Genomic DNA, 18,721 nt, shown 5'->3' on the forward strand with positions numbered 1-18,721 from the left:
GTAAAGATTGCCCAAGCTAATTGAGCGCCCGTTTCAGTGCCACGATAAAAATCGTTCCCTGCCCCTGTTCGCTTTTTACTTCTATTTTGCCTTCATGGGCTTCTATCAAGTGCTTGACGATCGCAAGCCCGAGGCCGGTGCCTCCTGAATTCCTGCTTCTGTCTTTATCGACGCGATAAAAGCGCTCGAAGATTCGGGGAATTTCTTCTTTTTCAATCCCGATTCCCGTATCTGCGACTTCTATCTGAATATCCTCTTCTGCCAATTTTGCAGAAATGGTGACCGTTCCATGCTCAGGCGTGTAGGTCAGCGCATTGTTTGCCAGATTAAGAAAAACCTGCTTCAGCCTGTATACATCTCCTTGAACATAGAGAGGATCTTTCGGAATGTTCAGTTCAAATCGAATATCTTTTTCTGATGCCTTATGCTGAAGGAGCGTTTCAATCTCACCAAGCATTTTCGCCGCATCAAACGTCTCAACACTGAGCGTGAAGTTTTGCTGTTCAATTTTAGACAGATCCAGCAAATCTTGCACCAATGATTGAAGCCTCTCACTCTCCTTTAAAATAATAGAGAGGAATTCTAAAAGTGCTTCCCTGTCGTCCAATGCTCCGTCCAATAATGTTTCAGTAAAGCCTTTGATTGACGTAATCGGCGTTTTCAATTCATGTGAGACATTGGCAACGAAATCTTTTCTCATTTGCTCAAGTTTTTTTGTCTCCGTCATGTCATGAAAAACAAGAACGATTCCCTTCCATTCATCATCAGGTCCCATGATCGGAACGCCGTCCACTTCAAAATAACGTCTTTCAATATTGATCGGAAGCCTGAACAGTTTGCATTTTTTTGTTTCAGTCATGAAGATTTCTTCGACAAGCTGTATGATTTCCTCATGTTCAAATGCATCGTGGTAAAGGCGGCGGAGCAAGTGGTTTGGCTGGGTATGGAACTGCTTCGCATACGCCCTGTTTACAAGGTTTATAAATCCTCTGCCGTCAATCAGTATCAAGCCTGATCCGATATTTTCAATGACAGTCAAAAGGCGGTCGCGCTGCATTTCTTGTGTTCTTGTCATCTCCATCAGATTGAACGCGAGGCTGTTCATCGCGCGTCCGAGCTTATCGGAGCGGCTTATGTATCCGCCGTATGTGCGGGAGTCGTAATTTCCCTTAGACAGCTCTGTCGCCATTCCTGTCGCTGCTTCAATGGATTTTTTATAACGGGAGGTCATGTTGGTATAAAAGAATACAATAACAATAAAAGCGGTACACAGACTGGCTGCCAGCATGCCCCACATTTCCCCGCTGACGCCTGAGCTGCTTTCCGCCCGGGACGACAGCAAAACATAACCCGTTTTATTATCGGCGTTTGTCAGCGGAAGCCCGTAATAAAGTCTGGAAGCGTCGTCCGATTTAACCAAAGTTCCTTTGTCTGCATGGAGATGGGTAATCACAGAAGAAACATTCGTGTTTTTGCCTGAACTGTATAACACGCGCCCTTCGTCATTCACCACCGCCGCGCTTACATCAAGCGCGCTGCCTGCTTCTTTAATTACTTTCTCGTTCTCTTTAGCTGTCAAATCTCCGGCATTAAGGAGAGAAGCCATGTATTTGGCTTCCTTTTCCATTTGGTCAGCTGCTTTTTCTTCATTAGCCGATTCGAAAAGCTGTTGTAAAAAAAGACCGAGTACACTAAACACCAAGATAATGAATACGGCGAGTACAGCAAAAAGACGCACACGGTAATTATTCATTCATTTTAGGCTCCTCCAGTTTATACCCCAATCCTCTGATCGTTTTAATATAGATGGGTTTTTTTGTATTTGTTTCGATTTTGTCGCGAAGGTGGCTGATATGCACATCAACAATCCGGGTATCTCCGGCAAAATCGTAATTCCACACAGCGCTGAGCAGCAAATCTCTAGTTAAAACTCTGCCCTTATGTTTTCCGAGGTAGAGAAGCAGTTCAAATTCTTTCGGTGTCAGCTCAAGCTGGTTTGACTTAAAATAAGCTTCGTAATGGTCCGGGAGAATTTTAAGATCACCGATGATCAACTGGCCGTCCTTGACGTCATTCTGCCCGTCAAATGAGGGAGAAGCTATTTCAGAACGCCTTAAAATCGCCTTTACCCTGGCATTTACTTCTCTCGGGCTGAATGGCTTGGTCATATAATCGTCAGCGCCAAGTTCAAGACCGAGCACTTTATCAAACTCTTCATCTTTAGCCGTGAGCATTAAAATAGGAAACATCAGCTTTTGCTGTCTCAACTGCTTACACACTTCGATCCCATCCAATTTAGGAAGCATGAGATCAAGCACAATTAAGTCAGGTTTTTCTGTCTCCGCCTGTTTTAAAGCTTCTTCACCGTCTGATGCGGTGACAACCTCGTAGCCCGACCGCTCCAAATTATACTGCAAAAGAGTAACGATAGATTCTTCATCATCCACAACTAAAATTTTTTTGCTCATGCTGTGCCTCCATTATCAAAATTCCCCGACATCCTATTTCTCTATTTTATGTCATCATAACACGTTTCATGATTTCATTTTAACGAATGGAAGCCGGTTCGACAATTCGCCTTTTTAATCATTTTGAAAAGAACACATCATATAGGATGGCACAAAAAAGACAGCGCTTACATTTTTGTATAAAAACAGGAAGGCTTCGTAACAAAGCCCTCCCTGTTATTATCTTAAGATAAAACTTTCATGACATTTTTAACAGATTCAGCAGATTTGTTCAACTGTGTTTTTTCGTAATCTGTTAATTCCAATTCAATAATCTGTTCAAGGCCGTTGCCTCCGACAATTGTCGGAACACCTAAGTAAATGCCTTCATAGCCGTATTCTCCTTCGAGATAGGCAATAGTCGGCAATACACGGCGCTGGTCTTTTAAGATCGCTTCAATCATTTCTACAAGTGATGCGGCAGGAGCATAATATGCGCTTCCGTTTCCAAGCAGGTTGACGATTTCACCGCCGCCTTTTCTTGTCCGTTCTACGATTGCGTCAATCCGATCTTTCGGAATAAGTGTTTCTAACGGAATACCTCCGGCGTAAGAATAACGCACAAGCGGCACCATATCATCTCCGTGGCCTCCAAGAACAAATCCCGTTACATCTTTAACAGACAGATTCAATTCCTCAGCCACAAACGTTCTGAATCTCGCAGTATCCAGCACGCCTGATTGTCCGATGACGCGTTCTTTCGGGAATCCTGATTCTTTATACACGGCGTAAGTCATTGCATCCACCGGGTTTGTCAAAACGACAATGACACAGTCAGGAGAATGTTTTACGATATCACGCGTCACACTTCTCATGATTTTCTCATTCGTAGACACGAGATCATCCCGGCTCATCCCAGGTTTTCTAGCAATTCCCGCCGTAATGACTACAATGTCAGATCCGGCAGTGTCTTCATAGTTTGACGTTCCGGTAACTTTTGCATCAAACCCTTGCACAGGGCTTGCTTCTAACATGTCAAGCGCTTTTCCTTTAGTCGGATTTTCTAATTGCGGAATATCGACTAATACAACATCCGCCAATTCTTTTTGAGCCGTCAAAAATGCAGTTGTTGCACCGGTAAAACCGGCTCCGATTACAGATACTTTTTTACGCTTGTTCGCCATTTGCTTTTTCCCCTTTAACTTATAAGTTTAAGAATTAAGACAAGTTTTTGATTAATTCGTCAGCAAATTCCGAGCACTTCACTTCTGTGGCACCGTCCATTAATCTAGCAAAATCGTAAGTTACGACTTTAGATTCGATTGTTTTTTCAACGGATTGAACCACAAGATCAGCAGCTTCCTGCCATCCAAGGTGCTCAAGTAAAAGCACGCCTGAAAGAAGAACAGATGACGGGTTCACTTTATCAAGTCCCGCGTATTTAGGCGCCGTTCCGTGAGTTGCTTCGAAAATAGCGTGTCCAGTTTCGTAATTGATGTTAGCCCCAGGAGCGATACCGATTCCGCCGACTTGCGCTGCAAGTGCATCGGAAATGTAGTCGCCGTTTAAGTTCATTGTAGCTACCACATCAAATTCGCTTGGACGCGTTAAAATTTGTTGAAGGAAGATATCAGCAATGCTGTCTTTGATAATGATTTTGCCGGCAGCCTCAGCTTCGCTTTGCGCTTTGTTTGCTGCATCTTTCCCATCCTGTTCTACAATACGATCATATTCAGCCCATGTAAAGACTTTATCTCCAAATTCTTTTTCAGCCACTTCATAGCCCCAGTTTTTAAAGGCTCCTTCAGTGAACTTCATGATGTTGCCTTTATGAACCAATGTGACTGATTTGCGATTTTGGTCAATTGCATATTGAATGGCCGCTCTTACAAGACGCTGTGTGCCTTCTTCTGAAACAGGCTTAATACCGATGCCTGATGTTTCAGGGAAACGGATTTTGTTGACACCAAGCTCAGTTTTTAAGAAGTTGATTAATTTTTCCACTTCTTCAGAGCCTTTTGCGTACTCGATTCCAGCGTAGATATCTTCCGTATTTTCACGGAAAATAACCATATCCGTATCTTGAGGGCGCTTAACAGGCGAAGGTACGCCGTTAAAGTATCTGACTGGACGAAGACATGTAAACAAGTCTAATTCCTGTCTGAGCGCTACGTTTAATGAACGGATTCCGCCGCCGATCGGAGTTGTAAGCGGGCCTTTAATGGCGATTAAATATTCGCGGATGTCTTCAAGCGTTTGGTTAGGCAGCCATTCACCCGTTTTGTTAAATGCTTTTTCACCTGCATAAACTTCTTTCCAAGTGATTTTCTTTTCGCCTTTATATGCTTTTTCTACAGCTGCTTCCAGAACTCTTGAAGCCGCTTTCCAAATATCAGGGCCGATGCCGTCACCTTCGATAAACGGGATAATCGGATTGTTCGGTACATTCAATACACCGTCAGTAACTGTAATTTTTTCAGCTTGTGCCACAAATATTACCTCCCAGTATGTAATTCATATTTAGAAAACATTTTATTTTTCTGATATAAAAAAACAAAATGATTTTTCTTAACTTTCAATTAAAATTGTAAACCAAGATCACTGTTCCAAACAAGAGGCTAACTTCATTAAATCCAGCCAGCCCCCATTGGTTCTTTAGGCTCTTTCGTTAATCGGAATAAATTTTTGCTTGTCAGGGCCCGTATAATCTGCGCGCGGACGGATCAAGCGGTTGTTGTCATATTGCTCAAGAATATGCGCAAGCCATCCGGACATTCTGCTGACCGCAAAGATTGGCGTGAAGAGATCGTGATCAATACCAAGGCTGTGATAAACCGATGCCGAATAAAAATCAACATTTGGCGGAAGCTTTTTTTCTGATGTGACGATGTCTTCAATTGCGATCGACATCTCATACCATTTGCTTTCACCCGTTAAGTTTGTTAATCGCTTGCTCATTTCTTTCAAATGCTTGGCGCGCGGATCTCCATGCTTGTATACACGGTGTCCGAATCCCATTACTTTTTCTTTCTTTTCCATTTTGGCGCGGATGTAAGGTTCAACGTTTTCCACTTCTCCGATCTCCGAAAGCATCTTCATAACGCCTTCATTTGCACCGCCGTGAAGCGGTCCTTTTAAGGCTCCGATTGCTGCCGTAATACCGGAATAAATATCAGACAGCGTAGCGACACATACCCTTGCTGTGAACGTTGACGCGTTCAGTTCATGGTCAGCATGGAGAATGAGCGCTTTATTAAACGCTTCCACTTCAATCGGCGAAGGATCTTCTCCGTTTAACGTGTAAAGGAAATTCGCGGCGATCCCCAGATCTTCTTTTGGTTCAACCGGTTCAAGACCTTTGCGAATTCTAGAGAAAGCGGCAACCAAACCAGGCACCTTCGCCTGAAGGCGTATCGCTTTTCTGTAATTGGCATCCGGATTCATAACATCCGCTTCATCGTCGAGCAGACCGAGTAAAGATACAGCTGTCCGGAGCGCAGCCATAGGATGAACTTTTTCGAGGGAATAAGATTTGAAGTGCTCAATAACTTCTTTAGGAACGGAAGCTTCCTGTGCAAGCTGTTTTTTAAATTCATTGAGTTCTTCTTTGTTCGGCAGCTTTAAATGCCAAAGTAAGTAAATAATTTCTTCAAAACTAGCATTCTCTGTTAAGTCATCAATATCGTACCCTACATATGTAAGGGTATCGTCGATAATAGAACTTACAGATGATGTTGTTGCTACAACCCCTTCGAGACCGCGTGTTGCTGTCATATTAACCTCTCCTTTTCAAAAAAATTCCCCTTTTAGAGTAATGCGAAACATAAGGCTTGCTTAAAGTGTAAAAAGTAATCACTTTTCCCTAAAAGAAAATGCTTACATTTTACTGTTTACAATTCATTAACCCCCTGCTTATGGAAGACCATAACTAAATCTTATAAGCTTGATTAACTTTAAGCCTATTCTTATTATAAACAATAATCAGACATTTGTTAAATGTTTAACTATAATTTTTTTTTTTCTTTCTCTCTTTTTCGCGGTTTTTACGTACAAAAAGTGCCTTTATTTGCGGGTTTTTGATTGTTTTTTCCCTTTTACTACAAAAAAAAAACGGCAGGCCGCCGTTTTTTTTTAAGAACTGAACATTTTTACAATTTGCATGGCGAGGTACGCAATGCCGGCTCCGATGAGCGGTCCGACCGCTACTCCGCCAAAAAGGGCAACTGCCAAAATGGTCCCGATGACAAGCGCCGTTGTAATATGAGGGTCATTCTCCAGCAGTGTAAGACCGTTTTTGGCAATCAGCGCCACTGCAATTCCCGCTCCAAGGGCAATCCATGCATAATAGGATCGTACTGCCTCTCCCAATTGTTTGAAGCCGATCTCTCCTGTAGCAATCGGCACAAGAACGGCAATGGTGATGACTGTTACCCCCCAATTGATACCTTTTGATTGAATAGCGGGAAATAATTTTTGGTCAAGTCCCACTATTTTGATCAAAATCAGGACGGATACAGCAATAAGCAATGATTGATTTTTAGCTATGAGTGCAATGGCAAGCAATAATACTAAGAATAAATTAGCTTGAGTAAACACGCCTAAGCTTCCTCCTTTGCAGATAAATGTATTCATAATCGCATGCATCGTGAATAAAATAAAAAATAGGACGTGCTGACGAGAGGAGGAGCATTTTTGAATCAATCCTATGTATCCATTTTCTTCAGGACTCTTTTTGTTTTTACAATTTCAACTGGGTCTATTGCCGCAGTCTATTATTCATTTCCGTTAATTTATCCATTCCTGATTGCCCTTATTCTCTCATCAGCCATACATCCTTTTGTAGAATATTTGGACAGGCTGACCAGTCTGCCTAGAACATTAAACGTCATTCTTGTTCTGGCTTTTTTTCTGCTTATCACAGTCGGGGCGCTGACCTTGCTTGTTGCAGAAATCGTGTCGGGAACCGCGTATCTCGCAAAGACGCTCCCTCCTCATCTCAACACCTTTATCATGTTTTGCGAGAAACTGTTCACCACTCATATTCAGCCATTTTATCATGAACTGACTGTTTTATTTAACGGGCTGGAAACAAATCAGCAGGCTTCCATCGTGACTCAGATACAGGCGCTGGGAGATTCCGCCGCTAAGAACGCCGGACTGATTCTGTCTCATATCCTTGAAATGATTCCGAAAATCTTTGCATTGCTCCCAAATACCGCAGCCGTTTTTATTTTCTCTCTTTTGGCTACTTTTTTCATCACGAAAGATTGGCACAAGCTGAAAGCATTACTGTTATCGATTCTCCCCGAACGGGTTTCAGCAAACGGAAAAGCGGTCGGAAGTGAGCTGAAGAAAGCAATGGCCGGCTTTGTTAAGGCACAGGCTGCCCTTGTATTTCTTACGATGATTATCGTATGTATCGGTCTTTTCATATTAAAAGTCGAGCATCCCGCAACGATCGCTTTTTTAATCGGATTGGTTGATCTTCTGCCGTACTTAGGCACAGGTTCAGTGTTTGTGCCGTGGATCTTGTACTTATCTATTACAGGACAGCTTCCGCTTGCCATCGGGATTGGGATTTTATATCTTATTGTGCTTATGCAGCGGCAGCTGACTGAACCGAAGTTATTGAGCAAATCCATAGGAATTGATCCTCTGGCAACTTTAATCGCTTTGTTTGCCGGCTTTAAGCTATTTGGATTTTTAGGACTTATTGCCGGGCCCGCTATCCTCGTCTTTATTCAAGCTTTACTTACCACTGGCGCATTAAAAGAGGTATGGTCCTATATTACAGCCGGGCAAAAATAAAACAGCAGCCCGGATACTCAGGCTGCCGTTTATTTAATAATAATCCGTTTGTTTTTGGACATTCCTCTCAGCCATTTGAACAGAAGCGGTTTGCACCAGCTGCGGGAGAACGGAATAAGCAGACAGGCACCGGCCAGATCTGACAAAAAGCCCGGAAGCATCAGCAATAAACCTCCGATGAAAATACATAGACCATCTAAAATGGCCTCACCAGGCATTTTGCCATATTGGAGCTCGCGCTGCACCCGGTAATACACCTCAACTCCCTGTTTTTTTGCAACGATAGCGCCAATGGCCCCCGTCAAAATCATCAACAGAACAGTTGGAAAAATACCGATCAGCTTACCGGAAAGCAGAAAAATCCCGATTTCGATTGCCGGACACACAATAAAAAACAAAAAGAGAAATCTCATCGCCTGCACCCCACATCTCTTAAAACGCATTTATTCCGCTTAAAAACAGCAGACAAGGAAAAGAGAAGGGAGTTACCCCCCTCCTGCTTTTACATGTTTAGAGTACGCTCGCACGGCCCTGATAAACAGCACCGCGGGCAGCATCAACCGTAATGTCCTGTCCATCTGCCAAGATAGAAGTTGCGTTTTCCAGCCCCACGATAACCGGAATGCCAAGGCTTAAACCGACAACAGCCGCATGGCTTGTCAAGCCGCCTTCTTCTGTAATAAGCGCTGAAGCTTTTTCAAGCGCTGTAATCATATCACGGTCTGTGCTTGTTGTAACGAGCACTGCGCCGTCAGTCATTTTTTGTTCTGCTTCTTTTGCGTTTTGCGCAACAACAACAGGACCATACGCAGATTTACGTCCGATGCCTTGCCCTTTTGCAATGATATCGCCTACTGTGTATACCTTCATCAAGTTGGTTGTGCCTGATTCACCGACAGATCCTGCAGTAATGACAATCAAATCTCCGTGTTTCACAATTCCGCTGTTCAATGATTTTTGGACAGCATCATCAAGCATTTGGTCAGTTGAAGTTGCGTTTTGTCCGCTTTCAGGGAAAACGCCAAATACAAGCGCAAGCTTTCTGGAAATTGATTCATTTACCGTCACCGCGACAATCGGTGCCTGCGGACGGTATTTTGAAATCATCCGCGCAGTATGGCCGCTTTCTGTCGGCGTAACGATTGCAGCCGCATTAAGGTTGATAGCTGTATGTGCCACTGACTGCCCGATCGCATCAGTAATCGTCATACCCACTTGCCCTCTGCGTTTTGAAAGAATTTCTTTATAATTCAGCGCCTCTTCAGAACGGGATGCAATGCGGTGCATGGTTTGAACCGCTTCGACAGGATAGCTTCCCGCAGCCGTTTCACCAGAAAGCATAATCGCATCTGTTCCGTCAAAGATCGCGTTTGCCACGTCACTTGCTTCCGCGCGTGTCGGACGAGGATTGCGCTGCATGCTGTCAAGCATTTGAGTCGCTGTGATCACCGGCTTGCCAAGCGCATTGCATTTTTTGATTAGTTCTTTTTGAACGAGCGGCACTTCTTCAGCAGGAATTTCAACGCCGAGATCTCCGCGCGCTACCATCAAACCGTCAGAGACTTCCAAAATGGAGTCAATGTTATCGACACCTTCTTGGTTTTCGATTTTAGGGATGATTTGAATATCACCAGCATTGTGCTCTTCAAGAAGTTCCCGGATTTCGAGCACGTCAGTTGAACGGCGCACAAAGGACGCAGCGATAAAATCAACGCCTTGCTCGATACCGAAAGTGATGTCTCTTGCATCTTTTTCCGTAATTCCAGGAAGATTGACACTAACACCCGGTACGTTTACGCCTTTTTTATTTTTCAGCGTTCCGCTGTTTAGGACTTTTGTTTTAATTTCACGCTTGTCAGCATGCACTTCAAGAACTTCAAGACCGATAAGCCCGTCGTCCAAAAGAATAGTAGATCCTTTTTGAACATCATCAGCAAGGCCTTCGTAAGTCACTGAAATTTTTTCGGGAGTGCCCAATACCTCGTCCATTGTGACGATAAGCTCAGTTCCCGCAACTAGTTCAATAGCTCCGTTTTCCATTTCGCGCGTGCGGATTTCCGGACCTTTTGTGTCAAGAAGAATCCCGACGTTTTTCCCTAGCTTTTTGCTTGCTTCACGAATGTTTTTGATTCTTGCGCCATGCTCTTCAAAATCCCCGTGAGAAAAGTTCAGGCGTGCTACGTTCATGCCTGCTTCCATTAGGTTAGTCAGCATTTCAATACTTTCACTTGCCGGACCGATCGTACAAACTATTTTTGTTTTTCTCAATTCGTTCACTTCCTTCTGAAATCTTGAGCCGTCTGCCGAATTAGATAGACAGTTCTTTTGAAAGTTGATACATGTTTTGTTCAACTGTATGTTTTTTATCCAATATTTCTATAATATCATGGTCTACAAGCTTATTGTTTTGTATACCTACACAACGTCCGCCTTTGCCTTCAAGAAGAAGCTCGACAGCGTATGCGCCCAGGCGGCTTGCAAGCACACGGTCAGATGCGCTCGGCGATCCCCCGCGTTGGATATGCCCCAAAACTGATACCCTGGTTTCAAGATTTGTTTCTTCTTCAATGCGTTTCCCAAATTCGACTCCGCTGCCGACTCCCTCGGCAACAATGATGATGCTGTGTTTCTTACCGCGGTCATGTCCTCTTTTCAGTCTGGCAAGGATCTCAGACATGTCATAATCCGCTTCAGGAATCAAAATGGATTCTGCACCGCCGGCAAGACCTGCCCACAAAGCGATATCGCCTGCATGCCGTCCCATCACTTCTATAACATATGTACGTTCATGTGATGTCGCGGTATCGCGGATCTTATCAATTGCATCAATGACTGTATTTAAGGCCGTGTCAAAACCGATTGTAAAATCAGTTCCCGGGATATCATTATCAATAGTACCCGGTACACCTACACAAGGAAACCCGTGTTCCGTTAATTTTTTCGCACCCATGTAGGAACCGTCACCGCCGATGACAACAAGCCCTTCAATGCCAAGCTTCTTTAAGTTTTCAATTCCTTTTTCACGGCCCTCAACTGTTTTGAATTCAGGACATCTTGCCGTATAAAGCTTCGTTCCGCCTCGATGAATAATATCACCGACTGAGCCCAATTCAAGCTTTTCAATTTTTCCGCTGATTAATCCTGAGTAGCCGTTATAAATGCCGTAAACTTCCACGTCATGATAAATTGCTTTTCTGACAACCGCGCGCACTGCTGCGTTCATCCCCGGGGAATCCCCGCCACTCGTTAAAACTCCTATACGCTTCATCCTTTATTCACCTCAAGCACCATATATGATTAAACATAACATGTTCATTGTCCTAAAACAATGAAAAGGGACACGTACTGCTCTAAAGCTCCCCATTAAACCCTACCTATTATACAATTAAATAAACTGTTTTTAAATAAAATTTAAGGAATGTCACAAAAAATAAACGTGAGCCAAAGGCTTCACGTTTATTTAGTTTACCCCTATATATTGATCTTCAACCGAAACTTTTCCAATCGCCTTATATTTTTCATAACGCTGCTGAATCAATTCTTCTTCATTCAGCTTAAGCAATGATTTTAACGATTGTTTTAAAGTCTCATCAATATAGCCTGCCTGCATCTTTACATCATGGTGCGCTCCGCCTTTTACTTCTTTTATCATATGATCAATAATACCTAATTCTTTTAAGTCAGGCGCAGTGATTTTCATGGTTTCAGCGGCTTTTTTGGCAAGGCTTGCGTCTTTCCATAAAAGCGCGGCGGCTCCTTCCGGTGAAATAACCGAGTAGGTGGAGTTCTCCAGCATATGCAGATGATTTCCCACACCGAGGCCGAGCGCTCCGCCGCTTCCCCCTTCACCGATGACGATACAAATAACAGGCACTTTGAGACCGGCCATTTCAAACAAATTCCTCGCAATGGCTTCGCTTTGTCCTCTTTCTTCAGCGGCTTTTCCCGGATAAGCGCCCTTTGTATCAATAAAACAGATGATTGGTCTGTTAAACTTATCAGCCTGCTTCATCAAACGAAGCGCTTTGCGATAGCCTTCCGGGTGAGGCATTCCGAAATTGCGGACAAGGTTTTCTTTTGTGTCTCTTCCGCGCTGGTGGCCGATGACTGTAACCGGAAGACCGTGAAACTTGGCAATTCCGCCGACAAGCGCTTCATCGTCTCCGTACGCTCTGTCTCCATGGCATTCAAAGAAATCAGTAAACAGATGCTTTATATAATCCAAGGTCGTCGGGCGATTCGGCAGACGGGCGATCTGAACTCTGTCCCAAGGCTTCAGGTTTTTATAAATATCGTCTTGAAGCTTTGTCAGACGCTCCTCGAGCCGTTGGATTTCGGCACTTAGATCCATATCTGAATCTTGGGTGAACTTCTTCAGTTCAGCGATTTTTGTTTGTAGTTCTACCACCGGTTTTTCGAATTCTAATCTTGCAGCCACTCAATGTCACCTCCTGTTTCATGCATATTCAGCAGACTTCCTAACGTCTCTTTCATCTCGGCGCGATGAATGACCGCGTCCAGCTGTCCGTGTTTCAACAGAAACTCAGCCGTTTGGAAATCTTCGGGCAGCTTCTCACCAATTGTCTGTTCAATGATCCGTCTTCCCGCAAAACCGATCAGCGCGCCCGGCTCGGCAAAATTATAATCGCCGAGAGAGGCGAAACTTGCGGATACTCCACCTGTAGTCGGATGCGTCATGACAGAAATGATGAGACCTTTTTCCTCACTGAACAGTTTTAAAGCAGAGCTTGTCTTAGCCATTTGCATAAGACTCAAGATTCCTTCCTGCATTCTTGCACCGCCGGAAGCAGTGAAAATAATAAACGGAACCTTCTCCTCTTTCGCTTTTTCAACCGCAAGTGTAATTTTCTCCCCGACAACAGAACCCATGCTGCCCATTCTGAATGTAGAATCCATAATAGCAGCGATGACCGGAGAGCCGTTGATTGTGCCTTTCCCTGTCACGACAGCCTCGTTCAAGGATGTTTTTTCGCGGTCCTTTTCCAGCTTCTCCAGATAGCCCGGAAAATTGAGAGGATTCTCTGAGGCCATCCCCTGATTGAACTCTTCAAATGAATCGTCATCCATCAGGCTTTCAATACGCTGTTTTGCATTCAGCGGAAAATGATAGCCGCAGTTCATACAAACACGCATATTTTTATCCAGCTCTTTTGTGAGCATGATTTTTTTACACTTAGGGCATTTTGTCATAATGCCTTCCGGAACATCATGTTTTGCTTGTTCTGATGGTACAGAAGCATATTTTTTCTTTTTAGTGAATATATCCTTTAACAAATGATTACCTCCCTTTTGTGAAGGGTTCTCTTCACCGCATGTCACCCAATTAGATAGACTTGCTAATACTTTACCGAAACCATTGTACTTTTTTTGTCAAACGCTGTCATCCTCAATTCGACAACTTTTTATCAGCAGAAGGATGTTTACGGGCATGGCATATGTAATATAAATCGTTGCTGAGACTAGATTGATAGCGCATTCAGAAAAATTAGTTACACCCTGCTGAAATTTTTTTAAGACCTCCCCTCAAAAAAATTTCAGCAGCGGGTTAACCTGAGAAACAGCGCGTTGTTATTCTGTCAACGCGCTGCCATTTCTCAATCAATCACTTTATTCACCGATAATCGTCAGCTTTCTTGTCTTTTCAGCTACTTCCTCGGGATCAACGCTGATTCTTGCTACTCCTGTTTCCATCGCTGCTTTTGCTACCGCTTTTGCCACGGCAGGCGCAACACGTTTATCAAACGGAGCTGGAATTACGTAGTCAGCGCTGAGTTCCTCATCCGATACAAGAGAGGCAATCGCTTCTACCGCTGCAATTTTCATCTCTTCGTTAATGTGAGTCGCCCGCACGTCAAGCGCACCACGGAAAATCCCCGGGAATGCCAAGACGTTGTTGACTTGGTTAGGGAAATCGGAACGTCCTGTGCCGATTACGCTCGCACCAGCTTCGCGTGCGTCATCCGGCATAATTTCCGGATTAGGATTTGCCATGGCGAAAATAACAGGATCTTTTGCCATGCTTTGTACCATTTCTTTCGTTAATGCTCCTTCGACCGACACCCCGATAAATACGTCTGCATCCACGATGACATCTTTCAAAGAGCCGTCTTTTCGGTCTTGGTTTGTGAATTTCGCCACTTCGTTTTTCACTGCGTTCATGCCGTTAGGACGTCCTTCGTAGATCGCCCCTTTTGAATCGCACATGACGATATCTCGTACGCCAAAATGGTAAAGAAGCTTAATGATCGCAATGCCCGCAGCTCCTGCTCCGTTTGCCACAACTTTAATAGAAGACAAGGATTTTCCGGACAATTTCAGCGCGTTCACAAGGCCTGCTACCGTTACAATCGCTGTTCCGTGCTGGTCATCATGGAAAACAGGAATGTTCGTTTCTTTTTTCAAACGCTCTTCGATGATAAAGCAGTTCGGCGCTGCGATATCTTCCAGATTGACACCGCCAAAAGTCGGCTCAAGCAATTTTACAGTTTCAATAATTTTTTCCACGTCATTAGTGGCGAGAGCGATCGGGAACGCGTCCACTCCGGCAAAGCTTTTGAATAAAACCGCTTTCCCTTCCATGACAGGAAGCGCTGCTTCTGGCCCGATATTCCCAAGACCGAGGACCGCAGTTCCGTCTGTCACGACAGCTACCATGTTCCCCTTCATTGTATAGTCGTATACTTTATTTTTGTCATCATATATATCCTTACACGGTTCAGCTACTCCAGGGGAATAAGCAAGGCTTAAATCTTTCGCGTTTTTGACTTCCACTTTAGATTTAGATTCCAATTTTCCCTGGTTCACTTTATGCATATGTAATGCTTCTTCTCTTAACGACATGTTACTAAACACTCCTTAAAGGGATTTTTTGATCCGTATTCTGCTGCATTGGCTGGTTGAATGTTCTGGAGTTAAAATCACAGAATATTTAAATAGAGTAACATAATTGTTCCAATTGTATAACAAAAGTTTCCTTGTTACCACTATTTTAAAACGACGTTTTTATGGCCCAACAGCTCTTTTAAGCGATATAACACCTGATGGTCAGCATTTATCCTAAAGGAATCAGGCAGCTTGATCGTCTGTTTTTGCTTTTCATAGTAGAGATAAACGTCGTTTTCCCCTTTTATATGCTCCAGCAAAATTTGCTTTATTTTTTCCAGCAGCTCCTGACTGTGCTGCCCGCCCTCTATTTTTATATAGACGGAGGACGTTTCATTGCTCATATTATCCAACAAAGACGCCTTGGACATGATGAACTGTTTTTTGTCTTGCCTTACTTCGCATTTTCCGGCTGTGAAGAGCAGAGCGCCTTCTTGTAAAACCGGAGAAAGCTGTCTGAATTGTTCAGGAAATACGACGGCTTCGATCTCGCCGGTTTCATCACTTAATGTTAAAAATGACATATTTTGACCCGTTTTTGTCCGAATCGTTTTCGTTTTTGTCACAAGCGCTCCGAGCAGAATTTGTTTTTTTTCGGATTGCTGAGTTTTCAGGATCGGCACCGCCCCGCGGGCTGACAATCTGTCCCGATGGGCGGAAAGCGGGTGGCTTGAAAAATAAATGCCAAGCGTTTCTTTTTCAAATTGGAGCAAATCTACAAGCGGAAACTCTTCCGTCTCTACATATTTCGGCTTGATGGAAAATGACTCCTCTAAAAACAATCCCATCTGGTCATCGTCTGCGGAAAATAATTCAGCATGCTCTGCGGCTACGTCAATGGATGCCAGCAAAGTGGCGCGGTTTTGACCGAACTCGTCCATCGCACCGGACAATATTAAAGCTTCTATCGTTTTTCGGTTCACACTTTTTGACGGCACGCGGAAGCAGAAATCAAATAGATCTTCAAATTTTTTATCTTTTCTTGCCTTATAGATATCTTTTACTGCTGAGACGCCTACATTTTTTACGGCACGAAGACTGTATCTGACGGCTCCGTTTTCAACTGTAAACGGAAAGCTGCTCTTATTCACTGACGGAGGAAGAATACGGATCCCGTTCCCCTTAGCTTCGTAAAGATATTGCGCTATTTTATCCTCATTGCCAATGACGCTCGTCAGCAGTCCGCACATGAAATATAAAGGATAATGAGCCTTCAGATAAGCAAGCTGGCAGCCGATCATACTGTATGCCACAGCGTGACTTCTGTTAAAACCGTAATTAGCGAATTTAACGATCAAATCGTAGACCTCATTTGCAGTGTCTACAGAATACTCCTTTTTTAAGCACCCTTCAACAAAATGGCTTCGCTCACGATCAAGAATATCTTTCTTTTTCTTGCTGACCGCCCGTCTGAGGAGGTCTGCTTCTCCTAAAGTAAATCCTGCCATTTTGGAGGCAATTACCATGATCTGTTCTTGATAAACAATGACACCGTAAGTATCTTTTAAAATATCCTTTAAATCGTTATGCGGAAAGTGGACAGGCACGCGGCCGTGTTTCCGGTCTATAAATAGTGGTATATTTTCCATCGGACCAGGGCGGTACAGGGCATTGACTGCAACGATATCTTCCAGACCCGTCGGCTTCAGGCGCCTCAGCACACTTCTCATTCCTGAGGATTCAAGCTGAAAAACGCCTGTCGTATCTCCTTTGGACAAAAGGGAGAAGGTTTTTTCATCATCATAAGAAATGCTGGAAAAATCTATTTTGATCTTCTCTTCTTTTTCAATCATGGTTTTGATTGATTCGATTAATGTAAGATTGCGCAAGCCTAAGAAATCCATTTTCAAAAGGCCCAGATCTTCCAGGTGATCCATCGCGTACTGGGTTAAGTATACTCCTTCATGCCCTTCCTGAAGAGGGACAATACCAGTGAGAGGCTCTTCACTCAGAACAACTCCGGCCGCGTGGGTTGATGTATGTCTCGGCAGCCCTTCGATTTTCTTCGCTATTGAAAACACCTGGCTCAGCAGGCTGGACTCATTGAGCCGCTGATTCAGCTGAGGGGACATCTTTCTAGCGTCTTCAAGCGTCACTCCCGGCTTTGAAGGTATCAGTTTAGCAAGCTGATCAGCTTCTTTCGGATTGACGCCAAACACTCTTCCGACATCCCTGAGTGCAGCTTTTGCCGCAAGCGTCCCGAAGGTAATGATCTGGGCTGCGTGCATGGCTCCGTATTTATTTTTGACGTATTGAATCATCTCGTCTCTTCTCGTGTCTGGAAAGTCGATATCAATATCCGGCATGCTGACCCGTTCAGGGTTCAAAAATCGTTCAAACAGCAGATTGTGCTTGATCGGATCGACGTTTGTGATATAAAGCACATAAGCGACAAGAGATCCCGCTGCTGATCCCCGCCCAGGACCTGTTACGATTCCATTTTCGTGAGCATACTTCATAAAATCCCACACAATAAGGAAATAATCACTGAACTTCATCCGTTTAATCACGTCCAGCTCATATTGCAAGCGGCGGATTACTCTTTCATCAGGCGACTTGAAGCGCTCCTTCATCCCTGAGAAACATAGTTCAGCCAAGTACTCATCAGCAGGTTTACCGTCAGGTGCAGGGAATGACGGCAGGCGTGTCTGCCCGAGATTGACATCAACATGGCATTGTTCCGCAATCTGGACTGAGGCGCTTAACGCTTCGGGATGTTCTTGATAAAACATTCTCATTTCTTCTATTGATTTTAAGTCCAAGTCCGGAGTCTCTTCGCGGTTCAAGTCCGCCAGTTTTTCTCCGGCCTTGATCGCTTTCAGGCAGCGGTAAGCGGTCTTGTCTTCTTTCCGTATGTAATGCACATCTCCTGTCGCCGCCACCGGAATGCCCGTTTCGGCAGACAGGCGGAGAATGTGATCGGATAATGCCTGGTTCCCTTTAAACGGCTGATAGCCTAAATAAAAGGCGTCTGTCCCAAAGACAGATTGCAGCTCCAAAGCGCTTTGTTCCGCTTTGTCATACAGCCCCGCCTCAAGAAGCGTTTCAATATACCCCTTCTCACCCGGAGTAATCGCAATAATCCCCTCGCGGTAGCTTTTCAGCCATTTTTGTTTCAAGCCTTCTTTTGATTTGGATTGCAGGACACTGCTTATTTTCAGGAGGTTTTGATACCCCATATTCGATTTTGCTAAAAGAACAAGCGGACAGGCCTCCACTTCGTTTTCATCTGTGAATACAGAAGCAGTCAGTCCGATAATCGGTTTTATTCCCCGCGCCTTGCATGCTTTATAAAACTGTATGGCACCGTACATAACGTGGTCATCTGTGAGCGCCAAAGACGTATACCCGAGCGTATCCGCTTCCTTGACGAGCTCTTCCACAGCAGCGGCGCTGTTCAAAAGGCTGTAACCGCTGTGCACTTGCAGGTGAACAAAAGACATATCCTCACCCCTTTCTCGTTTACGATCATTTTTCTTCCTTCATTATAAGACGGGTTTACATAAGAAACAAATGTTCTTTTTTGACTTGTCATCATACTTGTCCTGAGAGCTCAATATGAT

At 44.1% G+C, this 18,721-nt stretch carries 14 protein-coding genes; 1 reads left to right on the plus strand and 13 read right to left on the minus strand.

Annotation, left to right across the window (positions count from 1 at the left end; all coding sequences use genetic code 11):
- Nucleotides 1-16 precede the first annotated feature (16 nt).
- The 6 genes from pnpS to AXI57_RS12925 form a co-directional block, all read right to left on the minus strand.
- Nucleotides 17-1,753 carry a two-component system histidine kinase PnpS gene (gene pnpS, locus AXI57_RS12900; RefSeq protein ID WP_061670302.1) on the minus strand — a complete coding sequence of 579 codons (1,737 nt, stop codon included), beginning with the start codon at nucleotides 1,751-1,753 and terminating at the stop codon, nucleotides 17-19.
- Nucleotides 1,746-2,468, minus strand: a complete 723-nt coding sequence (locus AXI57_RS12905; RefSeq protein ID WP_003325114.1) for a response regulator transcription factor — start codon at nucleotides 2,466-2,468, stop codon at nucleotides 1,746-1,748. The genes pnpS and AXI57_RS12905 overlap by 8 nt, the downstream gene beginning before the upstream one ends.
- A 224-nt stretch (nucleotides 2,469-2,692) precedes the next feature.
- Nucleotides 2,693-3,631, minus strand: coding sequence for a malate dehydrogenase (gene mdh, locus AXI57_RS12910; protein WP_003325113.1), 939 nt, complete (start codon nucleotides 3,629-3,631; stop codon nucleotides 2,693-2,695).
- 34 nt (nucleotides 3,632-3,665) lie between these two features.
- A complete protein-coding gene (gene icd / locus AXI57_RS12915) occupies nucleotides 3,666-4,937 on the minus strand; it encodes an NADP-dependent isocitrate dehydrogenase (RefSeq protein ID WP_003325111.1) in 1,272 nt (423 codons plus the stop codon).
- A gap of 165 nt (nucleotides 4,938-5,102) precedes the next feature.
- Nucleotides 5,103-6,221: a citrate synthase gene (gene citZ, locus AXI57_RS12920; protein ID WP_061670303.1), complete on the minus strand. Its 1,119-nt coding sequence runs from the start codon at nucleotides 6,219-6,221 to the stop codon at nucleotides 5,103-5,105.
- A 357-nt stretch (nucleotides 6,222-6,578) separates the two neighbouring features.
- Entirely contained in the window at nucleotides 6,579-7,043 is a 465-nt protein-coding gene (locus AXI57_RS12925) for a DUF441 domain-containing protein (protein WP_003325109.1), read from the minus strand.
- A 96-nt stretch (nucleotides 7,044-7,139) separates the two neighbouring features.
- On the opposite strand from AXI57_RS12925, the gene ytvI reads away from it, so the two are divergent.
- A complete protein-coding gene (gene ytvI, locus AXI57_RS12930; RefSeq protein ID WP_061670304.1) occupies nucleotides 7,140-8,255 on the plus strand; it encodes a sporulation integral membrane protein YtvI in 1,116 nt (371 codons plus the stop codon).
- Between the two features lie 29 nt (nucleotides 8,256-8,284).
- On the opposite strand, the gene AXI57_RS12935 is transcribed toward ytvI, so the two are convergent.
- From AXI57_RS12935 to dnaE, 7 genes are all read right to left on the minus strand, one after another.
- Nucleotides 8,285-8,668: an FxsA family protein gene (locus AXI57_RS12935; protein WP_061670305.1), complete on the minus strand. Its 384-nt coding sequence runs from the start codon at nucleotides 8,666-8,668 to the stop codon at nucleotides 8,285-8,287.
- Between the two features lie 97 nt (nucleotides 8,669-8,765).
- A complete protein-coding gene (pyk, locus tag AXI57_RS12940) occupies nucleotides 8,766-10,523 on the minus strand; it encodes a pyruvate kinase (RefSeq protein WP_003325106.1) in 1,758 nt (585 codons plus the stop codon).
- A 40-nt stretch (nucleotides 10,524-10,563) separates the two neighbouring features.
- Nucleotides 10,564-11,523: a 6-phosphofructokinase gene (gene pfkA, locus AXI57_RS12945; protein ID WP_003325105.1), complete on the minus strand. Its 960-nt coding sequence runs from the start codon at nucleotides 11,521-11,523 to the stop codon at nucleotides 10,564-10,566.
- Between the two features lie 192 nt (nucleotides 11,524-11,715).
- Nucleotides 11,716-12,693 carry an acetyl-CoA carboxylase carboxyl transferase subunit alpha gene (accA, locus tag AXI57_RS12950; protein WP_003325104.1) on the minus strand — a complete coding sequence of 326 codons (978 nt, stop codon included), beginning with the start codon at nucleotides 12,691-12,693 and terminating at the stop codon, nucleotides 11,716-11,718.
- Entirely contained in the window at nucleotides 12,678-13,550 is an 873-nt protein-coding gene (gene accD, locus AXI57_RS12955; RefSeq protein WP_003325102.1) for an acetyl-CoA carboxylase, carboxyltransferase subunit beta, read from the minus strand. The genes accA and accD overlap by 16 nt, the downstream gene beginning before the upstream one ends.
- A 333-nt stretch (nucleotides 13,551-13,883) precedes the next feature.
- The gene (gene ystJ, locus AXI57_RS12960) at nucleotides 13,884-15,116 is read right to left on the minus strand and encodes an NADP-dependent malic enzyme (RefSeq protein WP_061670306.1); all 1,233 of its coding nucleotides are present in this window, start codon (nucleotides 15,114-15,116) and stop codon (nucleotides 13,884-13,886) included.
- 143 nt (nucleotides 15,117-15,259) lie between these two features.
- A complete protein-coding gene (dnaE, locus tag AXI57_RS12965) occupies nucleotides 15,260-18,601 on the minus strand; it encodes a DNA polymerase III subunit alpha (RefSeq protein WP_061670307.1) in 3,342 nt (1,113 codons plus the stop codon).
- Between the last annotated feature and the right edge of the window lie 120 nt (nucleotides 18,602-18,721).

Origin of the sequence: Bacillus atrophaeus, assembly GCF_001584335.1 — a bacterium.
Lineage (GTDB): Bacteria > Bacillota > Bacilli > Bacillales > Bacillaceae > Bacillus > Bacillus atrophaeus.

Coding starts and splice junctions, on each gene's coding strand:
- pnpS (WP_061670302.1), bottom strand. CDS start 1,753: ATGAATAATTACCGTGTGCGTCTTTTTGCTGTACTCGCCGTATTCATT.
- AXI57_RS12905 (WP_003325114.1), bottom strand. CDS start 2,468: ATGAGCAAAAAAATTTTAGTTGTGGATGATGAAGAATCTATCGTTACT.
- mdh (WP_003325113.1), bottom strand. CDS start 3,631: ATGGCGAACAAGCGTAAAAAAGTATCTGTAATCGGAGCCGGTTTTACC.
- citZ (WP_061670303.1), bottom strand. CDS start 6,221: ATGACAGCAACACGCGGTCTCGAAGGGGTTGTAGCAACAACATCATCT.
- AXI57_RS12935 (WP_061670305.1), bottom strand. CDS start 8,668: ATGAGATTTCTCTTTTTGTTTTTTATTGTGTGTCCGGCAATCGAAATC.
- pfkA (WP_003325105.1), bottom strand. CDS start 11,523: ATGAAGCGTATAGGAGTTTTAACGAGTGGCGGGGATTCCCCGGGGATG.
- ystJ (WP_061670306.1), bottom strand. CDS start 15,116: ATGTCGTTAAGAGAAGAAGCATTACATATGCATAAAGTGAACCAGGGA.
- dnaE (WP_061670307.1), bottom strand. CDS start 18,601: ATGTCTTTTGTTCACCTGCAAGTGCACAGCGGTTACAGCCTTTTGAAC.